The sequence below is a fragment of the Hyphomonas sp. genome (assembly GCF_018402285.1).
Lineage (GTDB): Bacteria > Pseudomonadota > Alphaproteobacteria > Caulobacterales > Hyphomonadaceae > Hyphomonas.
Map to the genome: position 1 here is coordinate 282,565 of NZ_JAGYJH010000002.1, position 17,764 is coordinate 300,328.

Annotated in this window: 14 protein-coding genes; 7 read left to right on the forward strand and 7 right to left on the reverse strand. The window is 63.5% G+C overall.

All coding sequences use genetic code 11. The annotated features are described in order from the left end of the window. Nucleotides 1–172: 172 nt before the first annotated feature. Nucleotides 173–2,230, reverse strand: coding sequence for a calcineurin-like phosphoesterase C-terminal domain-containing protein (locus tag KG722_RS02210; protein ID WP_213269049.1), 2,058 nt, complete (start codon nt 2,228–2,230; stop codon nt 173–175). Between the two features lie 215 nt (nt 2,231–2,445). Here KG722_RS02210 and KG722_RS02215 point away from each other — a divergent pair, with 215 nt between their 5' ends. The 3 genes from KG722_RS02215 (at nt 2,446) to KG722_RS02225 (ending at nt 8,151) form a co-directional block, all read left to right on the forward strand. Next, entirely contained in the window at nt 2,446–2,739 is a 294-nt protein-coding gene (locus KG722_RS02215) for a DUF4212 domain-containing protein (RefSeq protein WP_213269051.1), read from the forward strand. Between the two features lie 11 nt (nt 2,740–2,750). Further along, the gene (locus KG722_RS02220; protein WP_213269053.1) at nt 2,751–4,532 is read left to right on the forward strand and encodes a sodium:solute symporter family protein; all 1,782 of its coding nucleotides are present in this window, start codon (nt 2,751–2,753) and stop codon (nt 4,530–4,532) included. Nucleotides 4,533–4,665: 133 nt separating this feature from the next. Further along, nucleotides 4,666–8,151, forward strand: coding sequence for a PAS-domain containing protein (locus KG722_RS02225; RefSeq protein ID WP_213269055.1), 3,486 nt, complete (start codon nt 4,666–4,668; stop codon nt 8,149–8,151). Here KG722_RS02225 and KG722_RS02230 read toward each other — a convergent pair. Next, nucleotides 8,112–8,756 carry a response regulator transcription factor gene (locus KG722_RS02230; protein ID WP_213269057.1) on the reverse strand — a complete coding sequence of 215 codons (645 nt, stop codon included), beginning with the start codon at nt 8,754–8,756 and terminating at the stop codon, nt 8,112–8,114. The two genes, KG722_RS02225 and KG722_RS02230, sit on opposite strands and share 40 nt — an antisense overlap. Before the next feature lie 204 nt (nt 8,757–8,960). Here KG722_RS02230 and KG722_RS02235 point away from each other — a divergent pair, with 204 nt between their 5' ends. The 3 genes from KG722_RS02235 to KG722_RS02245 all read left to right on the forward strand — a co-directional run bounded on the left by KG722_RS02235 (nt 8,961) and on the right by KG722_RS02245 (nt 13,302). Further along, nucleotides 8,961–10,256, forward strand: a complete 1,296-nt coding sequence (locus tag KG722_RS02235) for a DcaP family trimeric outer membrane transporter (RefSeq protein ID WP_213269059.1) — start codon at nt 8,961–8,963, stop codon at nt 10,254–10,256. Nucleotides 10,257–10,294: 38 nt separating this feature from the next. Further along, nucleotides 10,295–12,241, forward strand: a complete 1,947-nt coding sequence (acs, locus tag KG722_RS02240) for an acetate--CoA ligase (protein ID WP_213269061.1) — start codon at nt 10,295–10,297, stop codon at nt 12,239–12,241. Nucleotides 12,242–12,324: 83 nt separating this feature from the next. Further along, nucleotides 12,325–13,302 carry a glycosyltransferase family 2 protein gene (locus KG722_RS02245; protein ID WP_213269063.1) on the forward strand — a complete coding sequence of 326 codons (978 nt, stop codon included), beginning with the start codon at nt 12,325–12,327 and terminating at the stop codon, nt 13,300–13,302. 10 nt (nt 13,303–13,312) lie between these two features. Here KG722_RS02245 and KG722_RS02250 read toward each other — a convergent pair whose 3' ends face one another. Together KG722_RS02250 and KG722_RS02255 are read right to left on the reverse strand one after the other, a co-directional pair. After that, nucleotides 13,313–14,914 (reverse strand): stimulus-sensing domain-containing protein, encoded by a 1,602-nt coding sequence (locus KG722_RS02250; protein ID WP_213269065.1) that lies wholly within the window; start codon nt 14,912–14,914, stop codon nt 13,313–13,315. Nucleotides 14,915–14,944: 30 nt separating this feature from the next. After that, nucleotides 14,945–15,409 (reverse strand): peptidylprolyl isomerase, encoded by a 465-nt coding sequence (locus KG722_RS02255; protein ID WP_213269067.1) that lies wholly within the window; start codon nt 15,407–15,409, stop codon nt 14,945–14,947. A gap of 116 nt (nt 15,410–15,525) precedes the next feature. On the opposite strand from KG722_RS02255, the gene KG722_RS02260 reads away from it, so the two are divergent. After that, nucleotides 15,526–15,999 carry a DUF3995 domain-containing protein gene (locus KG722_RS02260; RefSeq protein WP_213269069.1) on the forward strand — a complete coding sequence of 158 codons (474 nt, stop codon included), beginning with the start codon at nt 15,526–15,528 and terminating at the stop codon, nt 15,997–15,999. Here KG722_RS02260 and KG722_RS02265 read toward each other — a convergent pair. The 3 genes from KG722_RS02265 to KG722_RS02275 all read right to left on the reverse strand — a co-directional run bounded on the left by KG722_RS02265 (nt 15,996) and on the right by KG722_RS02275 (nt 17,726). Then, nucleotides 15,996–16,577 (reverse strand): hypothetical protein, encoded by a 582-nt coding sequence (locus KG722_RS02265; protein WP_213269071.1) that lies wholly within the window; start codon nt 16,575–16,577, stop codon nt 15,996–15,998. The genes KG722_RS02260 and KG722_RS02265 overlap by 4 nt on opposite strands. Then, nucleotides 16,549–17,241, reverse strand: a complete 693-nt coding sequence (locus KG722_RS02270; RefSeq protein WP_213269122.1) for a response regulator transcription factor — start codon at nt 17,239–17,241, stop codon at nt 16,549–16,551. Before KG722_RS02270 ends, KG722_RS02265 begins: the two co-directional genes overlap by 29 nt. Before the next feature lie 212 nt (nt 17,242–17,453). Next, entirely contained in the window at nt 17,454–17,726 is a 273-nt protein-coding gene (locus KG722_RS02275; protein WP_213269072.1) for a hypothetical protein, read from the reverse strand. Nucleotides 17,727–17,764: the final 38 nt, after the last annotated feature.

Below are 17,764 nucleotides of genomic sequence, written 5' to 3' on the forward strand. Positions count from 1 at the left end.
TCCGGCGCAGGATCGCTGAAGGCGCTGTTGAGAAGGGGCGTGAGCCTAGCGGCGACCTCTGACGTGAGCGGCCCCTCCGGCCAGTCTTGCGTGGGCCAGGGCACACCAGATGGCTGGGGCGGGAGGGGGGGAAGGCTTTGTCTCGGCTTATCCGTTGCGGGCATGGCCCCTTCTAGCGCACGGGCAGGCCGTTGTCGAAGGTGTTCCAGACATCGGCGCGCCAGTCGGGCTGGGGCCGTTCGGTGACGACTTCGAAGACAAACCGGTCGCGCGCCACATTGCCAGCCTCGGCAGCTTCGATGGTGGCGGTGTAGACGCCGGGGGCGAGGTCTGCGGGAAGCAAATAGCGCCAGAGACGCGGCGAGCGGTCAGCAACAGAACCCGATGGCTGCGGCGGCAGCGGGCCTGCGGTGGCACGGCGCCCGCTGACAAGGCCCTGGGCAGCTTCATTGCCGGACCGGCTCTGCAGGGCGACGCGGGAGACCGACAATTGCCGGCTGACAGCATAGGGATCGGCAAAGGTCGCGCCGATCAGCGGGGCATCGCCGCGCATCGTCTGGGTGCGCTCCATCGGCATCGCCGGGCCGCCATTCAGCGACAGGGTGACCTGTGTGGCGGTCGAGCCGAGCCATAGGTTTGTGGTCAGCAGGGTGCCGCCGGAGAGGTCTTCGGGTGTGACGAGTTTGATGTCGGCCAGGTCATTGATCGAGACAGGTGGCACGGGATCGCGCGTCGCCGCAGGCTCGGCGCGCCAGGCCATGATCGCCTCATACCATGCGCGGAAGCCCGGCGTATTGAGCGAGACGGCCATCTCCCGTTCGCGGCTGGTGCCGAGGGGCACAAAATCAAGCGAGATATCCTCTGCGCCAAAGCCGAACTGGAGGTAGCCGCGCGGCTCACCGGTGCGCGAAAGCGACATCGGCACGCCGTCCATGTCAAAGTCGCCGTTCCACCAGCCGCCGGAAGCGGCGCCGGCTATGATGTGGGGGAAAGGCAGGGGCCCGGTGCCGACCGCTTCAGTCCAGCCTTCGAGAAGATCGCCCTGCTGCAACACTTCCAGCGTATGGGTGTGCCCGGAGAAGGATACCGCCGCGCGCCCTTCGGCGAGCGCATGGATTTCCGTGACATTGTCGGTCTGGTGCTGGCGGGACGTGTTGTCCACAAAAGACACGAACGGAATGTGGTGAAGAAAGACGATCCGGCGATCGGCCGGGGTTTCTGCGATCAGGTTGCTGAGCCAGGTCATCTGCGTCTCTCTCACGCGGCCGTTATAGGCTTTGCGCTCATCGCTGAGGCAGAAGTCGCGCTCCGGCAGGGCGGCATCCTCGCGCCCGCAGGGATAGACGACATTGTCGAGGGAGACAAACAGCGTGTCGGCGATCTCGAATGCGTAATAGGCCGGGCCATAGAGACGGCGCCAGCTGTCGGAGGAGTCGTCATCATGATCGGCGTCGAAGTCGAAATCATGATTGCCATGGACGTAATATTGCGGTGTGCGCATAGCCCCGCCGATGGCCTGCAGGCGCCCCAGCAAGTCCAGATCGTCGCCGACAACATCGCCGACGAAGATGGCGCAATCGGGCGCCACGTCCTGACTGACCACATCCTTCACAACGCTGTCGCGGAAATAGCCAAGCTCGTTATTGCTGTAGGTCTGGCTGTCCCCGATGACCAGGCAGCTGGCAGGACCGCTGCGCTCAGCCGGCATCAGCGGGAAATGGATCGCCTCGGGCAGCGGGCCGGTCGGCGGCAGGCCGCCGAAGCGCAGCGCTTTGGGCGTGCCGGCCGGCTTATGCTCATAGGCAAACTGCGGCACCCAGTTTTCGTCCGTCGGCGTACGCCAGCCAGAGGGCTGGATCACGGTTACCGACATGTCGGCCCGGGCCGGCAGGGTATAGCGCCCGTCGGCATCTGTGCGCACGACATCAAGTCCGTTGGAGACCAGCACGTCCCGAATGCCTGCCTCGCCGTCCTGGTAGCGGCCATCGCGGCTCTGATCGTGGAAGACACGGCCTGAGACGGTTTCGCGCGTGTCATCCGTTCCGGGGACCACGTCGATGCCGGCGAAATACGCTTCCAGCGCTGCTGCCGGACGGGCAGATATGGCCGGCTCAACCGGCGCAGCGGCCAGGGTGTCAGGCCGGTCTGGCGCAGGCACCTGGGTGGCGCAGGCCGAGACGAACAGGGCGGAGACGAGAAGCGAGGCGGAGGTGAGGCTGCGTGTTTTCATGCCCCTATCCTACAGGCTACCCTTGTCAGTTCTGTGAAACACCCGCCGATTTCTGTGATGGGGTAGGGACCCCGGCCCGTGCAGGCATGCCAAGCGCCTGCGCGCTTGCCCCGGCAGTGTTAGACCAAGGTCCACCTGTACGCAGGGTCCGGGCCGTCGCAGCGTGTCAGAAGCGGAATACCGCATGAGGCAGCATGGCCAGGGAGGAATGCAACATGTCAGAAAACCAGTCTGAAACCACGATCAGAGAAGAAGGGCCCGCAATCGACGGGAAGGCCTATTGGAAGGAGGTTATCCGGCTGACGCTGGCACTCCTGGCGATATGGTTCCTGGTCTCATTCGGCGCCGGCATCCTGTTTCGCGAATTTCTCGACGGCGTGAAGCTTGGCGGCGCGCCGCTCGGCTTCTGGTTTGCCCAGAACGGGTCGATCTACGCCTTCGTCGCGCTGATCTTCTGCTACTGCATCGCCATGAACCGCATCGAGCGGAAATACCGGATCGAAGGCTGAGGGAGGCGGACATGGACTGGACAATCTTCTGGGTCGTTTCGACCTTTGCGATATACATCGGTATTGCTGTCTGGGCGCGCGCCGGGTCGACCAATGACTTCTACGTCGCCGGCCACGGGGTCCACCCTGTCGTCAACGGCATGGCAACTGCCGCTGACTGGATGAGCGCGGCCTCCTTCCTCTCGATGGCGGGCCTGATCGCCATACTGGGGTATGGTGGCTCGGTTTACCTGATGGGCTGGACGGGTGGTTATGTGCTGCTCGCCCTTCTGCTTGCCCCGTTTCTGCGCGAGTTCGGCAAGTTCACGGTGCCCGATTTTGTGGGGGACCGGTATTACAGCGATACGGCCCGCCTTGTGGCTGTCATCTGCGCCCTCTTCGTATCCTTCACCTATATTGCCGGCCAGATGTCCGGCGTCGGCATCGCCTTCTCGCGCTTCCTGGGCGTGGACTTCAATACCGGTATCTTTATCGGTATGGGGATCGTCTTCATCTACGCCGTGCTGGGCGGCATGAAGGGCGTCACCTACACCCAGGTCGCACAATATGTGGTGCTGATCTTCGCCTATACGGTTCCGGCGATCTTCATCTCGCTGATGATCACGGGAAATCCCATCCCTCAGCTTGGCTTCCTTTCCAATGTGAAGGGCGAGGATGTGTCGATGATCCAGAAGCTCAGCGACACCCTGATCAGCCTCGGCTTTGCCGAATACACGACCACGAACAAAACCATGTTCGATGTGTTCTGCATCACCGCGGCCCTGATGTTCGGCACGGCGGGCCTGCCTCACGTCATCATCCGCTTCTTCACGGTGCCGCGCCCCAGCGACGCACGTCTTTCGGCCGGCTGGGCGCTGGTGTTCATCGCCCTGCTGTATACGGTTGCTCCCGCCGTCGGCGCTTTCTCGCGTCTCAATGTCATCAACACGGTCAACGACACCACCTATGTGGCACCCGGGGAAGACTATGCGGCCCAGGCCGCTGCGCTTGAAGCCGAAGGCGTGACGCCGTCCCCAGCCTGGTTTACCCGCTGGGAAATCACCAGGCTTGTCGGATTTGAAGACAAGAATGGCGACGGCATCATGCAGATGCGCGGGCCCAATGCCCCCGATGGCCTCGAAAATGAAGTTACCATAAACAACGATATTGCCGTCCTGGCGAGCCCTGAGATCGCGCAGCTGCCCGATTGGGTGGTCGGCCTGATGGTGGCGGGGGGGCTGGCAGCGGCGCTGTCGACAGCAGCCGGTCTCCTGATGGTGATCTCTTCTGCGGTCAGCCACGATCTTTGCCGGCGCACCTTCTTCAAGGGCATGTCGGACAAGAGCGAGTTGCGGGTGGCGCGCCTTGCCGCAGCAGGCGCCGTGATGGGGGCAGGCTTCATGGGCATCTATTCGGCCCAGCTTGCCTTCGTGGCACAGGTCGTGGCCTTTGCCTTCGGGCTGGCGGCGGCGTCCCTCTTCCCGGTGATCCTGCTCGGCATCTTCTGGAAACGGATGAACCGGGAAGGGGCCATCGCCTCAATGCTCACCGGCCTCGTCCCGACCTTCATCTACATCTGGCACTTCAAGCTGGGCGCCGGAAAGGATGCAGGTCCCTCAGAATGGTTCCTGGGTGTCTCGCCCGAGGGTATCGGCTTCGTCGTTATGATCGTCTCGATCATTGTGGGTGTCTTGGTGTCGCTCGCCACCAAAGCTCCGCCGCAGGACATTCAGGACCTTGTCGAGGACATCCGCGTGCCAGGTCAGCGCAGACCCCATGGTATCGCTGACAAAGGAATGGCCCCAGCCGAATAGGCCTCCTCCTCCTGCGCCTGTTCGGCGGCGGGCGGCCTCATCTGCGGGGCCGCCCGTTCCCGTTTTTGCCAAGGCGGCTTGCACGCAGGTGTTTGTCTGAGCAAAGCTCCCGAACGGAGGTTCCTGATCTGAAATGCCCGCCTGGCTGATCCTCACTGCAACGGCCATCTACATGGCGGGTCTCTTCGCCATTGCGGCGCGGGGGGACCGGGATGAAGAACGGCCGGGCTTCCGGCCAAACCGCTTCATCTTCCCGCTGGCGCTTGCCGTCTATTGCACGTCCTGGACGTATTTCGGCGCGGTCGGCTCGGCGGCGGCGAGCGGGTGGGACTATCTGCCGATCTATCTTGGCCCGGCGCTGGTCTTCCTGCTGATGCCAGGTCTACTCCGGCGTATCGGCGAAGTCGTCAAGCGCGAGAGCGTCTCCTCCCTCTCGGATTTTTTGTCCGCCCGCTATGGCAAGAGCCGGTCGGTCGGCGCGTTTGCAGCGGTGGCTGCAGTCATGGGCGGGCTGCCCTATATTGCGCTCCAGCTGAAATCCATCGGTATGAGTTTCGAAGCCTTTGCCGGGGCGGCCGGGCCTGGCTTTGCGCCGGGAGATGAGACCGTCCTCGTCACGGCGCTGGCGCTCGCGGCCTTCTCGGTTCTCTATGGCACGCGCTTTCCTGATGCCACACGTTCCAACACCGGACTGATGCGCGTCCTGGCGATCGAGGCGCTGGTGAAGATCGGCGCACTGGCCGGGGTCGCCATCCTGTCGCTGATCCTGCTCAGCTCGGGCGACATTCCGGCTGCACCAACGCTCACGAGCGTATTCCCCGCCGAGGCGCCGTCTGGCCGCTTCATTGCGATCACCTTGCTGTCCATGGCGGCAATTGTCTGCCTGCCGCATGAATTCCACGTTGCCATGATCGAACGGCGCCATGAGGGAGAGATGACGCTCGCCCGCTGGATCTTCCCGCTCTATTTGTTGATCACCACCATCGTCGTGGTGCCGATTACCCTGGCGGGCCTTGGTCTGTTTGCAGGAGCATATCCGGCAGATTTGTTCGTGCTCCAGCTGCCGCTCTCTCAGGGCAATGACCTGCTTGCCACCTTCGTGTTTCTCGGTGGCTTTTCGGCGGCCACAGGCATGGTGATCGTCTCGACCATCGCCTTGTCGAACATGGTCACGAATGACCTGATCGTGCCGGCCCTGATGCGGTCGGGCAACCTCTCAGGCTTCAGCGCGAATGCCGGCGCGCGCCTCGTCACCACCCGCCGCATCGTGATCGTAATGCTGCTCCTGCTGGCATATTGCTATTACCTGCTGGCCGGTCCGGGCGATGCGCTTGCGCAGATCGGTCTTCTGGCCTTCGCGGCTGCGGCGCAGTTTGCCCCGGCGATCATCGCGGCAGTCTACTGGCGCGGGGCGCGGCGCGGCGGCGTGCTCGCCGGGCTGATCACCGGGATGGTTGTCTGGCTCTACACCCTGTTCCTGCCGTCCATCCTTGGCTGGCACGCTGTAAGCGCGCAGATGCCCGGTTGGCTCGACCCGCACGCCCTATTCGGGCTCAGCTTCGATGACCCGCTCACTCATGGCGCGGTGTGGAGTCTCGGGCTCAACATCGCGCTGATGGTCGTCATTTCCTTCCAGGCGCGGGAGCGGCTGCGCGACCGGGTCCAGGCGGCGGCCTTTGTCGGTATCAGCGACGGCGATCAGCATGAGGAAGGCTATGCCACCACCGTGCGCGGTGCCTCGCCCAATGGCCTGAAGACCCTGGCCGCGCGGTTTCTGTCCGCCGAGGCCGTCGACCACGCATTTGAAGAGTTTGCCCGCGCCAGCGGGATTGTTTCAGCGGGCGACGAGCCGGCTGACGGGAGGCTCGTTCAGCGTACGGAACGTCTACTGGCCAGCGCGCTTGGGGCCTCTTCGGCGCGCATCGTGCTGGCCTCCGCCATCGGCGGAAAGAATGTTGCTCTGCCCGATGTCCTCTCCATGCTGGATTCACGCACCCAGGCAGAGCGCTTCGAGCGGCACATGTTGCAATCGATGCTCGAAAACATCGCCCAGGGCATCAGCGTCGTGGATTCCGATCAGAAACTCGTCGCGTGGAACTCCGCCTATATAGAGCTTTTCCAGTATCCCCCGGAGCTCTGCCGGATTGGGACGCCGGTCGAGAAGCTGATCACCCACAACATCGCCAGCGGTTGGATCGGTGGCAATGCCGATCAGGAAATCGGCCGCCGGATCCATCATATGAAGGCGGGCGGGCCACACACACGGGAGCGGCAGATCCCCGATGGCCGCTGGCTGCGTATCACTGGCGCGCCGATGCCGGGCGGGGGCTATGTCACCACCTTCACCGACATCACCGCTGACAAGCTGCGCGAGCGCGCCCTGATCGAGGCGAATGAAACACTGGAAGAGCGCGTGCGCAAGCGTACGCAGGATCTGGAACGCCTCACAGCAGATCTGGTTGTCGCACGGCAGGCGGCAGAAGGCGCAAATGCGTCCAAAACGCGATTTCTGGCGGCGGCCAGTCACGATCTGCTCCAGCCGCTGAACGCGGCGCGGCTGTTGCTGGGCGCGGCGGGCGCCGGGCGCAGCATACCCGAAGCCATCGAGAAGGCAGACCGCGCCATCCAGTCGGCAGATGAACTGCTGCGGGGCCTTCTGGACGTCTCGCGTCTTGACCATGCGATGGTCGAGCCCGCGCCCCTTGTTCTGCCTGTCGGACCCCTTCTGGAAGACCTCGTTGACGAAAATATTCCGATGGCGGAGGAAGTCGGTATCGAGATGCGTCTCGCTTCCACCCGGCTTGCGGTGGAGGCCGACCCGGATTTCCTCAAGAGCATCCTGCGGAATTTTATTTCCAATGCCCGGCGCTACACACGGTCCGGTGCGGTGCTGGTCGGCGCCCGGCGCCGGGGAGATCAGGTGCGGATTGAGGTCTGGGATACCGGACCGGGAATAGCCCAGGACCAGCTGCCTCATGTGTTTGAAGAGTTCCGCCGGTTTTCATATGTGGACAATACCGGCCAACGCGGCGCCGGGCTGGGCCTCGCCGTGGCCCGGCGTCTGGCAGCAATCATGAATGTTGGCATCGGCGTGCGCAGCTGGCCGGGGAAAGGCAGCGTATTCTGGGTCACCGTTCCGGCGGCTGCCTCCGCGCCCGCGCGGCTCGCCCGTCCTGAGGATATCCTCCCGGACCTGTCGGCCAGTATCGCCGGTCTCGACATCCTCTTCATTGATGATGAAACCTCGATCACCGATGCCATGCGCCTGCTGCTGGAGGGCTGGGGCTGCCGCATCCGGATCTGCCAGACACCGGCGCAGGCGATTGCTTCTCTCTCAGATTGCCCGCCTGATGTGATGATTGCCGATTTTGACCTGCGCGCAGACCAGACCGGGCTCGAACTCATCACGCAAGCACAGGTGTCCATGGCGAGCCCGCGCAACGCGCTCCTGATCACCGCAGCGTCAGACGAAGTCCTGGCCGAGCGCGCTACCGCCGCCCGCATCACACTCCTGCGAAAACCCGTCAACCCGGCAGATCTCAAGCGCTTCCTTAGCGACAGCGCGCGCCGGTTGCAGGGTCAGCCTGCGGAAGGGTCTGCGGCCGAAACGGCTTCCTGATAGATCAGCAATGCCTGCGTCCGGTTGAGGACACCGAGCTTGCGGAAGATCGCTGTCATGTGAGCCTTCACCGTGGCGACAGAGATCTCCATCTCATGCGCGATCTGCTTGTTGAGAAGCCCGCCGGCGAGGCCCGCTAACACCCGCCTCTGGGCAGGGGTCAGGCTCGCGATGCGTTTGGCTGCGGAAATGTCCGTGACGGCAAATCCAGGTGTCGCAGGAAACCATTCGCCGCCATCCAGCATCGTGGCAAGGGCTGCGGAAAGGTCTTCCAGAGACAGGCTCTTGGGCAGGTAGCCTGACGCGCCAAGCGCCCGCGCGGTCTGGAAGGCGTGAGGCGCCTCGGTGGCTGAAACCACCACAATCGGCAGGCCAGGCCCACGCGTCTTGAGGCGGGTCAGCCCCTCGAAATCATGTGTATCTCCCAGATTGAGATCTAGCAGCACCAGGTCGCACGGTTCACAATCCAGTCGGCTCAGGGCTTCGGCAAGGGAGCCGGCAAATATCGGATCAGCGGAAGGGTAGGCGCCGCGCAGCGCAACCGCCAGCGCGTCCCTGAACAAGGGATGATCGTCCACGATGAGGACCTTCGGCCCCTCTTTCATCCTGTCCTCCCAGTGAGCGCTATTGGCTTTAAGTTCTTCTAATTGCGCGGCACCAGGCGAACCTGACGCAAGCCAGGGCGCAAGTCGAGTCCCAGCCTCTACCTTGGTCGTAGAACTTTGGTCTTAGCACCTATTGCTAATAGCGCGCCTGTATTCTGGAGCCGATACTTGCCGGAAATAACAAAGAATATCCGGAGGAACGCCATGATTTCCCTGAAAAAACTACTCCTGTTTTCAGTAGCCGCCATGGCGTTGACGAGTACTGCGGCCGCGCAGGCTCCGCTGGAGGAACGTATAGCTGCGCTCGAGGCAATCGTTGCCGAACTCAAGATGGAGCTTGCTTCAGAACGCGCCAAAGGCGACGCCGATATTGTCCGTATAGAAACTCATCTCGCCACTGCGCCTGCGCCTCCTGAGGTGGCGCCGAAAACCGATGGCTTCCGCGTGGGGGATGCAACCGTGAAAATCGGTGGGATTATCGACCTCGATGTCCATGTCACCCATCTTGATGGCGGCGCGCTCGCCTCCAACAGTATCGCGCGCGATTTCCATATTCCCGGCGCGACCCCCATTGGCGGCGAGGGCACCGCCTTCACTGACTTCACTGCCGAATCCACGCGTTTCTTCATCAGCGCGTCCCAGCCTGCGGGCGAGGGCAGCGTCACAGGCTATCTTGAAATGGATTTCCTCGGCTCGGCGCAGGGCAACGAGCTTGTAACGAACTCCTATGCGCCTCGCATGCGCCGTGCCTTCCTCACCTATGGCAACTGGCTGGCCGGGCAGGAATGGTCGACCTTCCAGAACGCCTCTGCCATCCCGGAAAGCGCCAGCTTCCTGATCCTGTCGGATGGCATGATCTTCGTGCGCCAGCCGCAGATCCGTTACACCCTTGGCAACTGGCAGTTCGCCATCGAAAACGCCAACACCCCGACGATCACATCCGGCAATCAGGATGCCAACACGCTGCCCGATGCCGTGGTCCGCTACAACTGGAAGGGCAAGTACGGGAACGTTTCGCTGGCCGGTCTCGCGCGGCAGCTGCGCATCGATCAGGCTGGCATCACTGAAGAAACCGCCGGCTATGGCGTGTCCGTCTCGGGACTCCTGAAGGTTGGTGCGCGCGATGATATCCGCTTTAATGTTGTCGGCGGCGAAGGCGTCGGCCGCTATGTGGGCCTTGCCGCCGGACGGGGTGCTGTCCTCAGCCCGGCTGGTGAGCTGGAGGCTGTTCCAGCCTTTGGCGGCCTGATCGCCTGGCGGCATCCCTTTGGCGAAACCGCCCGTTTCAATATCGGCTATTCGGGTCTCTTCCTCGACAACCCGTCCTATGTACCGTCCACAACGACCAATTCGGTGCAGTCGGCTTACGCTGCGTTACTCTGGGATGCGGCCCCCAAACTCACCGTCGGACTCGAAGCAATGCACGGCGTCCGCGAGGAAGAGAGCGGCGCAGACGGGGCGATCAGCCGTTTCACCTTCTCGACAAAGTATGCATTCTGATAGAAAGGCTCATAAAAATGGCGGAGGGAATATCGGCAATGAGCGACCATTCAAAGACGTATCCGGTTCCTGAGGCGTTTGCGAAGCAGGCAAACCTCACCCCGGAGAAATACCGGGAGATGTACGCCGCCTCGATCGCCGACCCCGCCGCCTTCTGGGGTGAGCAGGGCAAGCGGCTCGACTGGATGACGCCCTATACCATTGTGAAGGACGTCTCCTGGGAAACCGGCGATCTTCACGTCCGCTGGTATTCCGACGGCGTCCTCAACGTCACCGCCAACTGCATTGACCGCCACCTCGAAACCCGCGGCGACAAGGCCGCCTTCATCTGGGAGGGTGACAATCCGGGCGACAGCCACACCGTCACCTACCGCGCCCTCCACACCGCCGTCAGCAAGTTCGCCAACGTTCTGAAGGAACTCGGCGTCAGGAAGGGCGACCGTGTCACCATCTACATGCCGATGATCCTGGAGGCCGCCTATGCCATGCTCGCCTGCGCGCGCATCGGAGCGGTCCACTCGGTCGTCTTCGGGGGCTTCTCGCCCGAGGCGCTCGCTGGCCGCATCGTCGATTGCGGCTCGCAAGTCCTGATCACCGCAGACGAAGGCCTGCGCGGCGGCAAGACCGTTCCCCTCAAAGCGAACGCCGACAAGGCCGCAGGCATCGCCGGCGGCACCGTCAGAAAAATGCTCGTCGTCAGGCGCACCGGCGCCAGCGTCTCCATGACCGAAGGCCGCGACCACTGGCTGCACGAAATCGGCGCCACGGTTTCGCCCGATTGCCCGCCCGAACCGATGAACGCCGAAGACCCGCTTTTCATTCTGTACACGTCCGGTTCCACGGGTAAGCCCAAAGGCGTGCTGCACACCACCGGCGGCTATCTCCTCTGGGCCTCGATGACGCATGAGTACGTCTTTGATATCAAGGAAAACGACATCTTCTGGTGCTCGGCCGATGTCGGCTGGGTCACCGGCCACACCTACATCATCTATGGCCCCCTCGCGAACGGCGCCACCAGCGTGATGTTCGAGGGCGTGCCGACCTATCCGGATGCGAGCCGTTTCTGGCAGGTCTGCGACAAGCACCAGGTCACGATCTTCTACACCGCCCCCACTGCCATCCGCGCCCTGATGCGCGAAGGCGAAGGCCCGGTGAACAAGACCTCCCGCCAATCCATCCGCCTCCTCGGCACAGTGGGCGAGCCGATCAACCCAGAGGCCTGGGAATGGTATTTCCATGTCGTCGGCGAGGCCCGGTGCCCCATCGTCGACACCTGGTGGCAGACCGAAACCGGCGGCACGCTGATCGTGCCCCTGCCGAACACGACAGACATGAAACCCGGCGCAGGCTCGCACCCCTTCTTTGGCGTCAAGCCGGTCCTTGTCGATGCAGATGGCAAGGAACTGGAAGGCGCTGCCGATGGCAACCTCCTGATCACCGACAGCTGGCCAGGCCAGATGCGCACCGTGTACGGAGATCACCAGCGCTTCGTCGAAACCTATTTCACCGCTTATCCCGGCAAGTATTTCACTGGCGACGGCTGCCGCCGCGATGAAGATGGCTTCTACTGGATCACCGGCCGTGTGGATGATGTCATCAACGTTTCCGGCCACCGGATGGGCACCGCCGAAGTCGAAAGCGCGCTCGTCAGTCATGACGCCGTCGCCGAGGCCGCCGTAGTCGGCTATCCGCACGACATCAAGGGACAGGGTATCTATGCCTATGTCACGCTCCGCCAGGGCGTTGAGGTAGACGACGCCCTGCGGAAAAACCTTGTCGCGCATGTCCGCAACGAAATCGGCCCGATTGCCTCGCCGGATCTCATCCAGTTTGCGCCTGGCCTGCCGAAAACCCGTTCCGGCAAGATCATGCGCCGCATCCTGCGAAAGATCGCCGAAAACGAGTTCTCCAATCTGGGCGACACCTCGACGCTGGCTGAGCCCGAAGTGGTCAAGGATCTGATCGATAACCGCCAGAACCGGTAAATCTGCGCGCGGCCATAAAAGCTTTGTTATCCCTGTTATGAGCATAAGCTCAGGGTTTGAGCCCGCCTGAAGAGGGAGCCTGCATGGCCGCGCCCAAGGTTTCCATCGTGATGCCTGCCTACAAGGCCGCCGGCTTCATTGCCCTGGCCATCGCCAGCGTACGCGCGCAGACCCTGCAGGACTGGGAACTCATTGTCGTGGATGACTGCTCGCCCGATCACACGGCGGACGTTGCCATGGCAGCGGCGGGCGGTGACCCCCGCATAAGGCTCGTCCGCGCAGAAAAGAATGGCGGCGTCGCCCGCGCCCGAAATCTGGGCAACGCGCAGGCCACCGGCACATGGATCGCCGTCCTTGATTCTGACGATGCTTATGAGCCCACCCGCCTCGAAACGCTTGTATCCGCTGCCGAGGCCGCCGGGCTCGACCTGATCGCCGACGACATGCGCCTTGTGCCCTTCGAGGACATCTCCGCCGATGGCCAGCCTTACCTTGGACGTGAGCGCAGCGGCCTCGAGCCGGTTGATCTGCCCACATGGTTTGACAGGAACCGGGCCGGTATCCGAACGCCGCTGCTGGGCTATCTCAAGCCCATCGTGCGGCGGGAGTTCCTGCTCCAGCACAAGATTTCCTACGTGCCCGAGCTCAAAGTGGCCGAAGACTGCTGGTTCGTCGCAGACCTTCTGGCCTCAGGCGCCCGTTTCGCCCTGCATCCTGCGCCGCTTTACCGATACGCCATCCGCCCGGCCTCCCTCTCGCGCACGCGTGGCGATAACGTCTATTCCTACCAGCAGTCTGTGTACGCGCCATTCCGCCAGCGCCATGAAGGCCGCCTTTCCGCTGCCGCACGCGGCGCCCTGCGCCGCCATGAAAACGCCTCGCGCAATGCCGAAGCCTTTGAAGGCTTCGCGATTGCCCTTCGCGCGCGCAACTTCGGCCAGGCCCTTGGCTGGATCGTCGGGCGCCCGCAGGCGGCGGTCTATTTCTTGCAGCCCGTGAGCGCGCGGATCGAGCGTCTGGCAAAGCGGCTGGGATACCGGCCCGGCCTGCGCGTCAACTGAACGCGGCCCGTCAGATCGCGGGAAGGTCGACTGTAAACCGCGCGCCGCTCGCCGGCCGGTTCTCTGCCCACACATCGCCGCGATGTGTGGCGACGATCTGTTTCACAATGGACAGCCCAAGGCCCGAATTGTTGCCAAAGGCGGTCCCCTTCGGCCGGTCGGTATAAAAGCGGTTGAAGATCGTCTCGACCTTGTCCGGCGGAATTCCGGGGCCGGAATCTTCCACCAGGATGCGGGCAATCGTGCGCGGCCCGTCATTGGTCTGTTCCAGGCGCACCTCCACCTTTGATCCTGGCGGAGAGAAAGAGCGCGCATTGTCGATCAGGTTGCGCAGCACTTGTCCCAGAGGCCCTTCGCGCCCGCGCACCAGAAGCCGCGCCCCCAAAGTTGCATCGGTAAACGCCACATGCACTGCCTGCGCATTGTCCGAAAGGCCTTCATATGTATGAACCACGTCCCGCACAAACCGGGCAATATCGATCGCCTCGCTGGGCAGGCGGGTCATTTCCGCCTCAAGCCTTGAAGCATTGGAGATATCCGTAATCAGACGGTCCAGCCGTTTCACGTCCGAGGCGATCACCGCCCGCAGGCGCGCCGCCGCATCGGGGTCCTGCACCCGCTCCAGCGTCTCGACTGCCGAGCGGATGGACGTCAGCGGGTTTTTCAGCTCATGTGCCACGTCTGCGGCAAACTGCTCGTTCGCCTCGATCCGCTCGATCAGCGCCTCGGTCATCCCCTGCAGGGAAACGGCCAGGTCGCCGATCTCGTCGGTCCGCCGCGTCAGCTGCGGAATGTCCATCCGCGCCGACGATCCTGCCCGGATACGGTCGGCTGCAATCGCAAGGCGCCGCATCGGCCGGGCAATACCGATGGTCAGGAGGATCGAGGTCACGAACGCCATCAACACCGCCACGCCCACGAACGGCACCAGCGCCACCCGCTCGGCGCGGATGATCTCGTCAATGTCGCTGCCTTCCACGACCAGCACGCCAACCACGGCGGATACACGCTGGATCGGCATCGATACGGAAATCACCCGCTGCCCCCGGTCAGAGAAACGTTGGCTCGCCGCCTGCTCACCCAGCGCGGCGACCTGGAATTCTTCCTCGAAAGTCTGTGTTCGGAGGGCTTCGGAGCTGCGCCTCGGCGAAAACACGCCGAACACTTCGCCGGCCCATTCGGAAAGGTCGCGCCCGCTTCGCGCGATCCATCCTGGCTCTCGCAGCGGGGGCAGGGCGGCCACGTCCACCATGTCTGAGAGGAAGTAGCTGTCGGCGACCATTTCACCGGTCGGCGTATAGATCCGTGCCCGGATGCGCTCGGGCAGGTTCAGCCGCGCAATGGCAAGCCGGGCGGCCTCGGGGTTGAGCGCGGGTTCCGGCGTGGTCGCGTCATCTGATAGCAGCCCGGAGAATACCTGCGCCTGCGCAATCAGGTCCTGCTTTTTCGAAACGACGAAACCCGCCCGCATCTCGTTGAGCACCATGGCGCCCACGATGAGGATGGCGAGCCCCGCCAGGTTCGAGGCAAAGATGAGCCGCGCAATGCGCGAGCCGAGGAGGGTGGGGCCGCGCCTATGGTTCTTCCGGCGAGGGGGATTTTTCTCCGCCATCGCGTCAAGCCTGCGCGCCCCCGCCTGTCATCAGGCGTCGGAGGCCACGCGCATCTTGACGATACGGTCGGGGGTGCGCGGCGGCTCGCCCTTGGCCAGCAGGTCGATGATGTCCATCCCGTCGCTGACCTTGCCCCACACCGTGTACTGGCGGTCCAGAAAGCGGGCGTCTTCAAAGCAGATGAAGAACTGGCTGTTGGCCGAATGCGGCGCAGATGCACGCGCCATCGAGCAGGTACCGCGCACGTGCGGCTCGGCATTGAACTCGGCTTTCAGGTCCGGCTTCTTCGATCCGCCGGTGCCATTGCCTTTGGGGCAGCCCACTTGCGCCATGAAGCCGGCGATCACACGGTGGAAGACGATACCGTCATAAAACCCCTCACGGGCGAGTTCCTTGATCCGCGCCACATGTCCGGGCGCAAGATCCGGGCGCAAGTCGATGATGACCGTGCCCTTGGAGGTTTCAAGGATGAGTGTGTTTTCTGGATCAGACATTCGTTTCTTTCCTGGCTGGGCCGTGCTGCCAATCTGGCTATTCAATCGCAGCACTGGCGGCAAGCGCTACCTGCATGTAGTATTAAGTCATTCCGGTTCGGCTGACGAGGACAACCGTGGCTCCGCTGCTAGGTACCCTTCTGGCGATTGCACTTGGCTGCCTTGGCGTGCTCCATCTGATATGGGCGGCCGGGGGCTCATTTCCATTCCCGAATCAGCAGTCGCTGGTCCGCTCGGTTGTCGGGCGGCGCGGCATCACGCAGCTGCCCTCCCGGGCGTCTGTGGCGCTCCTGGGCATTCTGCTCTTCGCCGCCGCGGCGGCGGCCGCCATCATGGGTCATTCTGCATCCTCCCTGCCGGCGATGAAGCTGGCGCTTGCGCCCGTCGGCCTCTTCCTTGCGGCGGTATTCCTGCTGCGCGGCGTTGTCGGCGTCCTGCCCGCCTTCGAGCGCGCCGCCCCCGAACAGCCCTATCTCAGCCTCAACCGGCGCCTCTATTCCCCGCTCTGCGCCCTGATCGGCTTCGGCTTCCTGGCGCTCACCTTTTTGCTGCCCAACTGGGCCTGGCATTTCTCGCGCTTCACCGGCTAGGCCGGCAGGCCCTGCGCCAGCCAGTCTTCGGCCGATCGCCCGCCCGCGCCCCGGGCCGCCATCATCCCTTCGAAATTCCAGTGGTTGAGGCGCGTTGCGATGGTCTCGTCCGCCTCCCGCCAGGCGCGATGCACGCCCCCGCCAGCCAGATAGCCGAACGCCTTCACCCGGTCAGACCGGTCCGGCGCCTCGGCCACCGCGTCCACATGCAACACAAACCGCGCCGCCGCTGGTCGCCCCTGCAGGAAAGAGAGGGGCAGGGCAGGCTTGGCCACCGGGTCCACCCCGATCAGCAACACCTCCCCTTCCAGCCGCTGCGCCACCCGCAAGGCCGCGTCCGCGCCCCAGCTGTGCCCGATCATCGCCAGGGTGTGCCCCCGGCCCAGCATGCGCTGCGCCAGTTCCAGCGCCGCAGCCGTCCTGTAGTGCGGAAAATACTGCACCCCACGCCCGGAAGGCGCCATCAACCGGCGGCGCGCCTGCGCATAGCCCAGCACAAGGCGTGAACGCTCGTCCGCCGCGCCGCCGATATAAATCTCCGTAGACGGCCTATTCAGTGTAGCGGTAGCCGACGCCATAGAGTGTTTCGATCGCATCGAACTCGTCGGTCACTTCGCGGAACTTCTTGCGAAGGCGCTTGATGTGGCTGTCGATGGTGCGGTCGTCCACATAGATCTGGTCGTCATAGGCCGCGTCCATCAGCTGGTCGCGGCTTTTTACATATCCCGGCCGCGCGGCCAGAGCCTGCAGGATCAGGAACTCGGTCACCGTCAGGCGCACCGGCTTGCCGTCCCAGGTGCAGGCATGACGGTTGGGGTCGAGCACCAGCTTGCCGCGCACGATGGCCTTAACGTCGCCTTCTTCGGGCACCGAAGAGGCCCCCCGCGCGCGCCGCAGAACGGCCTTAACACGTTCGGCCAGCAGACGGTTGGAGCAGGGCTTGCGCACGAAATCGTCGGCGCCGATATTGAAACCGATCACCTCGTCGATCTCTTCATCCTTGGAGGTCAGGAAGATCACAGGCAGCTCGGAAGTCTGGCGCAGGCGGCGCAGCAGTTCCATCCCGTCCATCTTCGGCATCTTGATGTCGAGAATGGCAATGTCAGGCGGGGAGTCAGTCAGCGCCGGCAGGGCCGACTCGCCATCATGATAGGCGCGCACCTGATACCCTTCGGCTTCGAAGAACATCTTCAGCGAAGCCACGATGTTTTCGTCGTCGTCAACGAGTGCCAGTGTCGTCATATCCCGGTCCTTGTCCGCCAGTTTCAGCCCGTCCCCAGCCATGGGGCGGCTGCCCTGTGTGTGTTCAAACATTGTTCGCGTCATCGAGATAGCCCTCCTTCCGTGCTGTTGCAATCTAAGGCGCCGACTTCGGCGAGCGCTTGCTCACATTACGGCCATTTAATGAAGAATTGCGGCGGCCCGGTGTTGCTCCCCCTTTGACAGGCGCAAGGTCAGATCCGCTGCATCGCGGCCATCACCGGACTGAGCGCCGCGCCGGCTGCCCTGACCGCTGCTTCGCCGACCGCCGCCATGGAGCGGGGCTCCAGCGCCTCCAGACAGCGCTCCTCCCCGTCTGCGCAGACACAGACCTCCCGCTCAGGTTCTGTCTGCTCCGCCAGCCAGGTCATCGCCCCCGTCAGCACTCCCGCGCTGGAGAGGCCAGCCTTAACCAGCTCCCGCTCATGCAGCAGCGTGAACGTATCCAGCACGGCCGCCTCATCCACCCGCTGGATCTCCGGCTCCGGGTCCACCTCGGCAAAGC

Coding starts and splice junctions, on each gene's coding strand:
- KG722_RS02210 (WP_213269049.1), bottom strand. CDS start 2,230: ATGAAAACACGCAGCCTCACCTCCGCCTCGCTTCTCGTCTCCGCCCTG.
- KG722_RS02265 (WP_213269071.1), bottom strand. CDS start 16,577: ATGGCGTCGGCTACCGCTACACTGAATAGGCCGTCTACGGAGATTTAT.
- KG722_RS02250 (WP_213269065.1), bottom strand. CDS start 14,914: ATGGCGGAGAAAAATCCCCCTCGCCGGAAGAACCATAGGCGCGGCCCC.
- KG722_RS02245 (WP_213269063.1), top strand. CDS start 12,325: ATGGCCGCGCCCAAGGTTTCCATCGTGATGCCTGCCTACAAGGCCGCC.
- KG722_RS02230 (WP_213269057.1), bottom strand. CDS start 8,756: ATGAAAGAGGGGCCGAAGGTCCTCATCGTGGACGATCATCCCTTGTTC.
- KG722_RS02235 (WP_213269059.1), top strand. CDS start 8,961: ATGATTTCCCTGAAAAAACTACTCCTGTTTTCAGTAGCCGCCATGGCG.
- KG722_RS02220 (WP_213269053.1), top strand. CDS start 2,751: ATGGACTGGACAATCTTCTGGGTCGTTTCGACCTTTGCGATATACATC.
- KG722_RS02270 (WP_213269122.1), bottom strand. CDS start 17,241: ATGACGACACTGGCACTCGTTGACGACGACGAAAACATCGTGGCTTCG.
- KG722_RS02215 (WP_213269051.1), top strand. CDS start 2,446: ATGTCAGAAAACCAGTCTGAAACCACGATCAGAGAAGAAGGGCCCGCA.
- KG722_RS02255 (WP_213269067.1), bottom strand. CDS start 15,409: ATGTCTGATCCAGAAAACACACTCATCCTTGAAACCTCCAAGGGCACG.
- acs (WP_213269061.1), top strand. CDS start 10,295: ATGAGCGACCATTCAAAGACGTATCCGGTTCCTGAGGCGTTTGCGAAG.
- KG722_RS02225 (WP_213269055.1), top strand. CDS start 4,666: ATGCCCGCCTGGCTGATCCTCACTGCAACGGCCATCTACATGGCGGGT.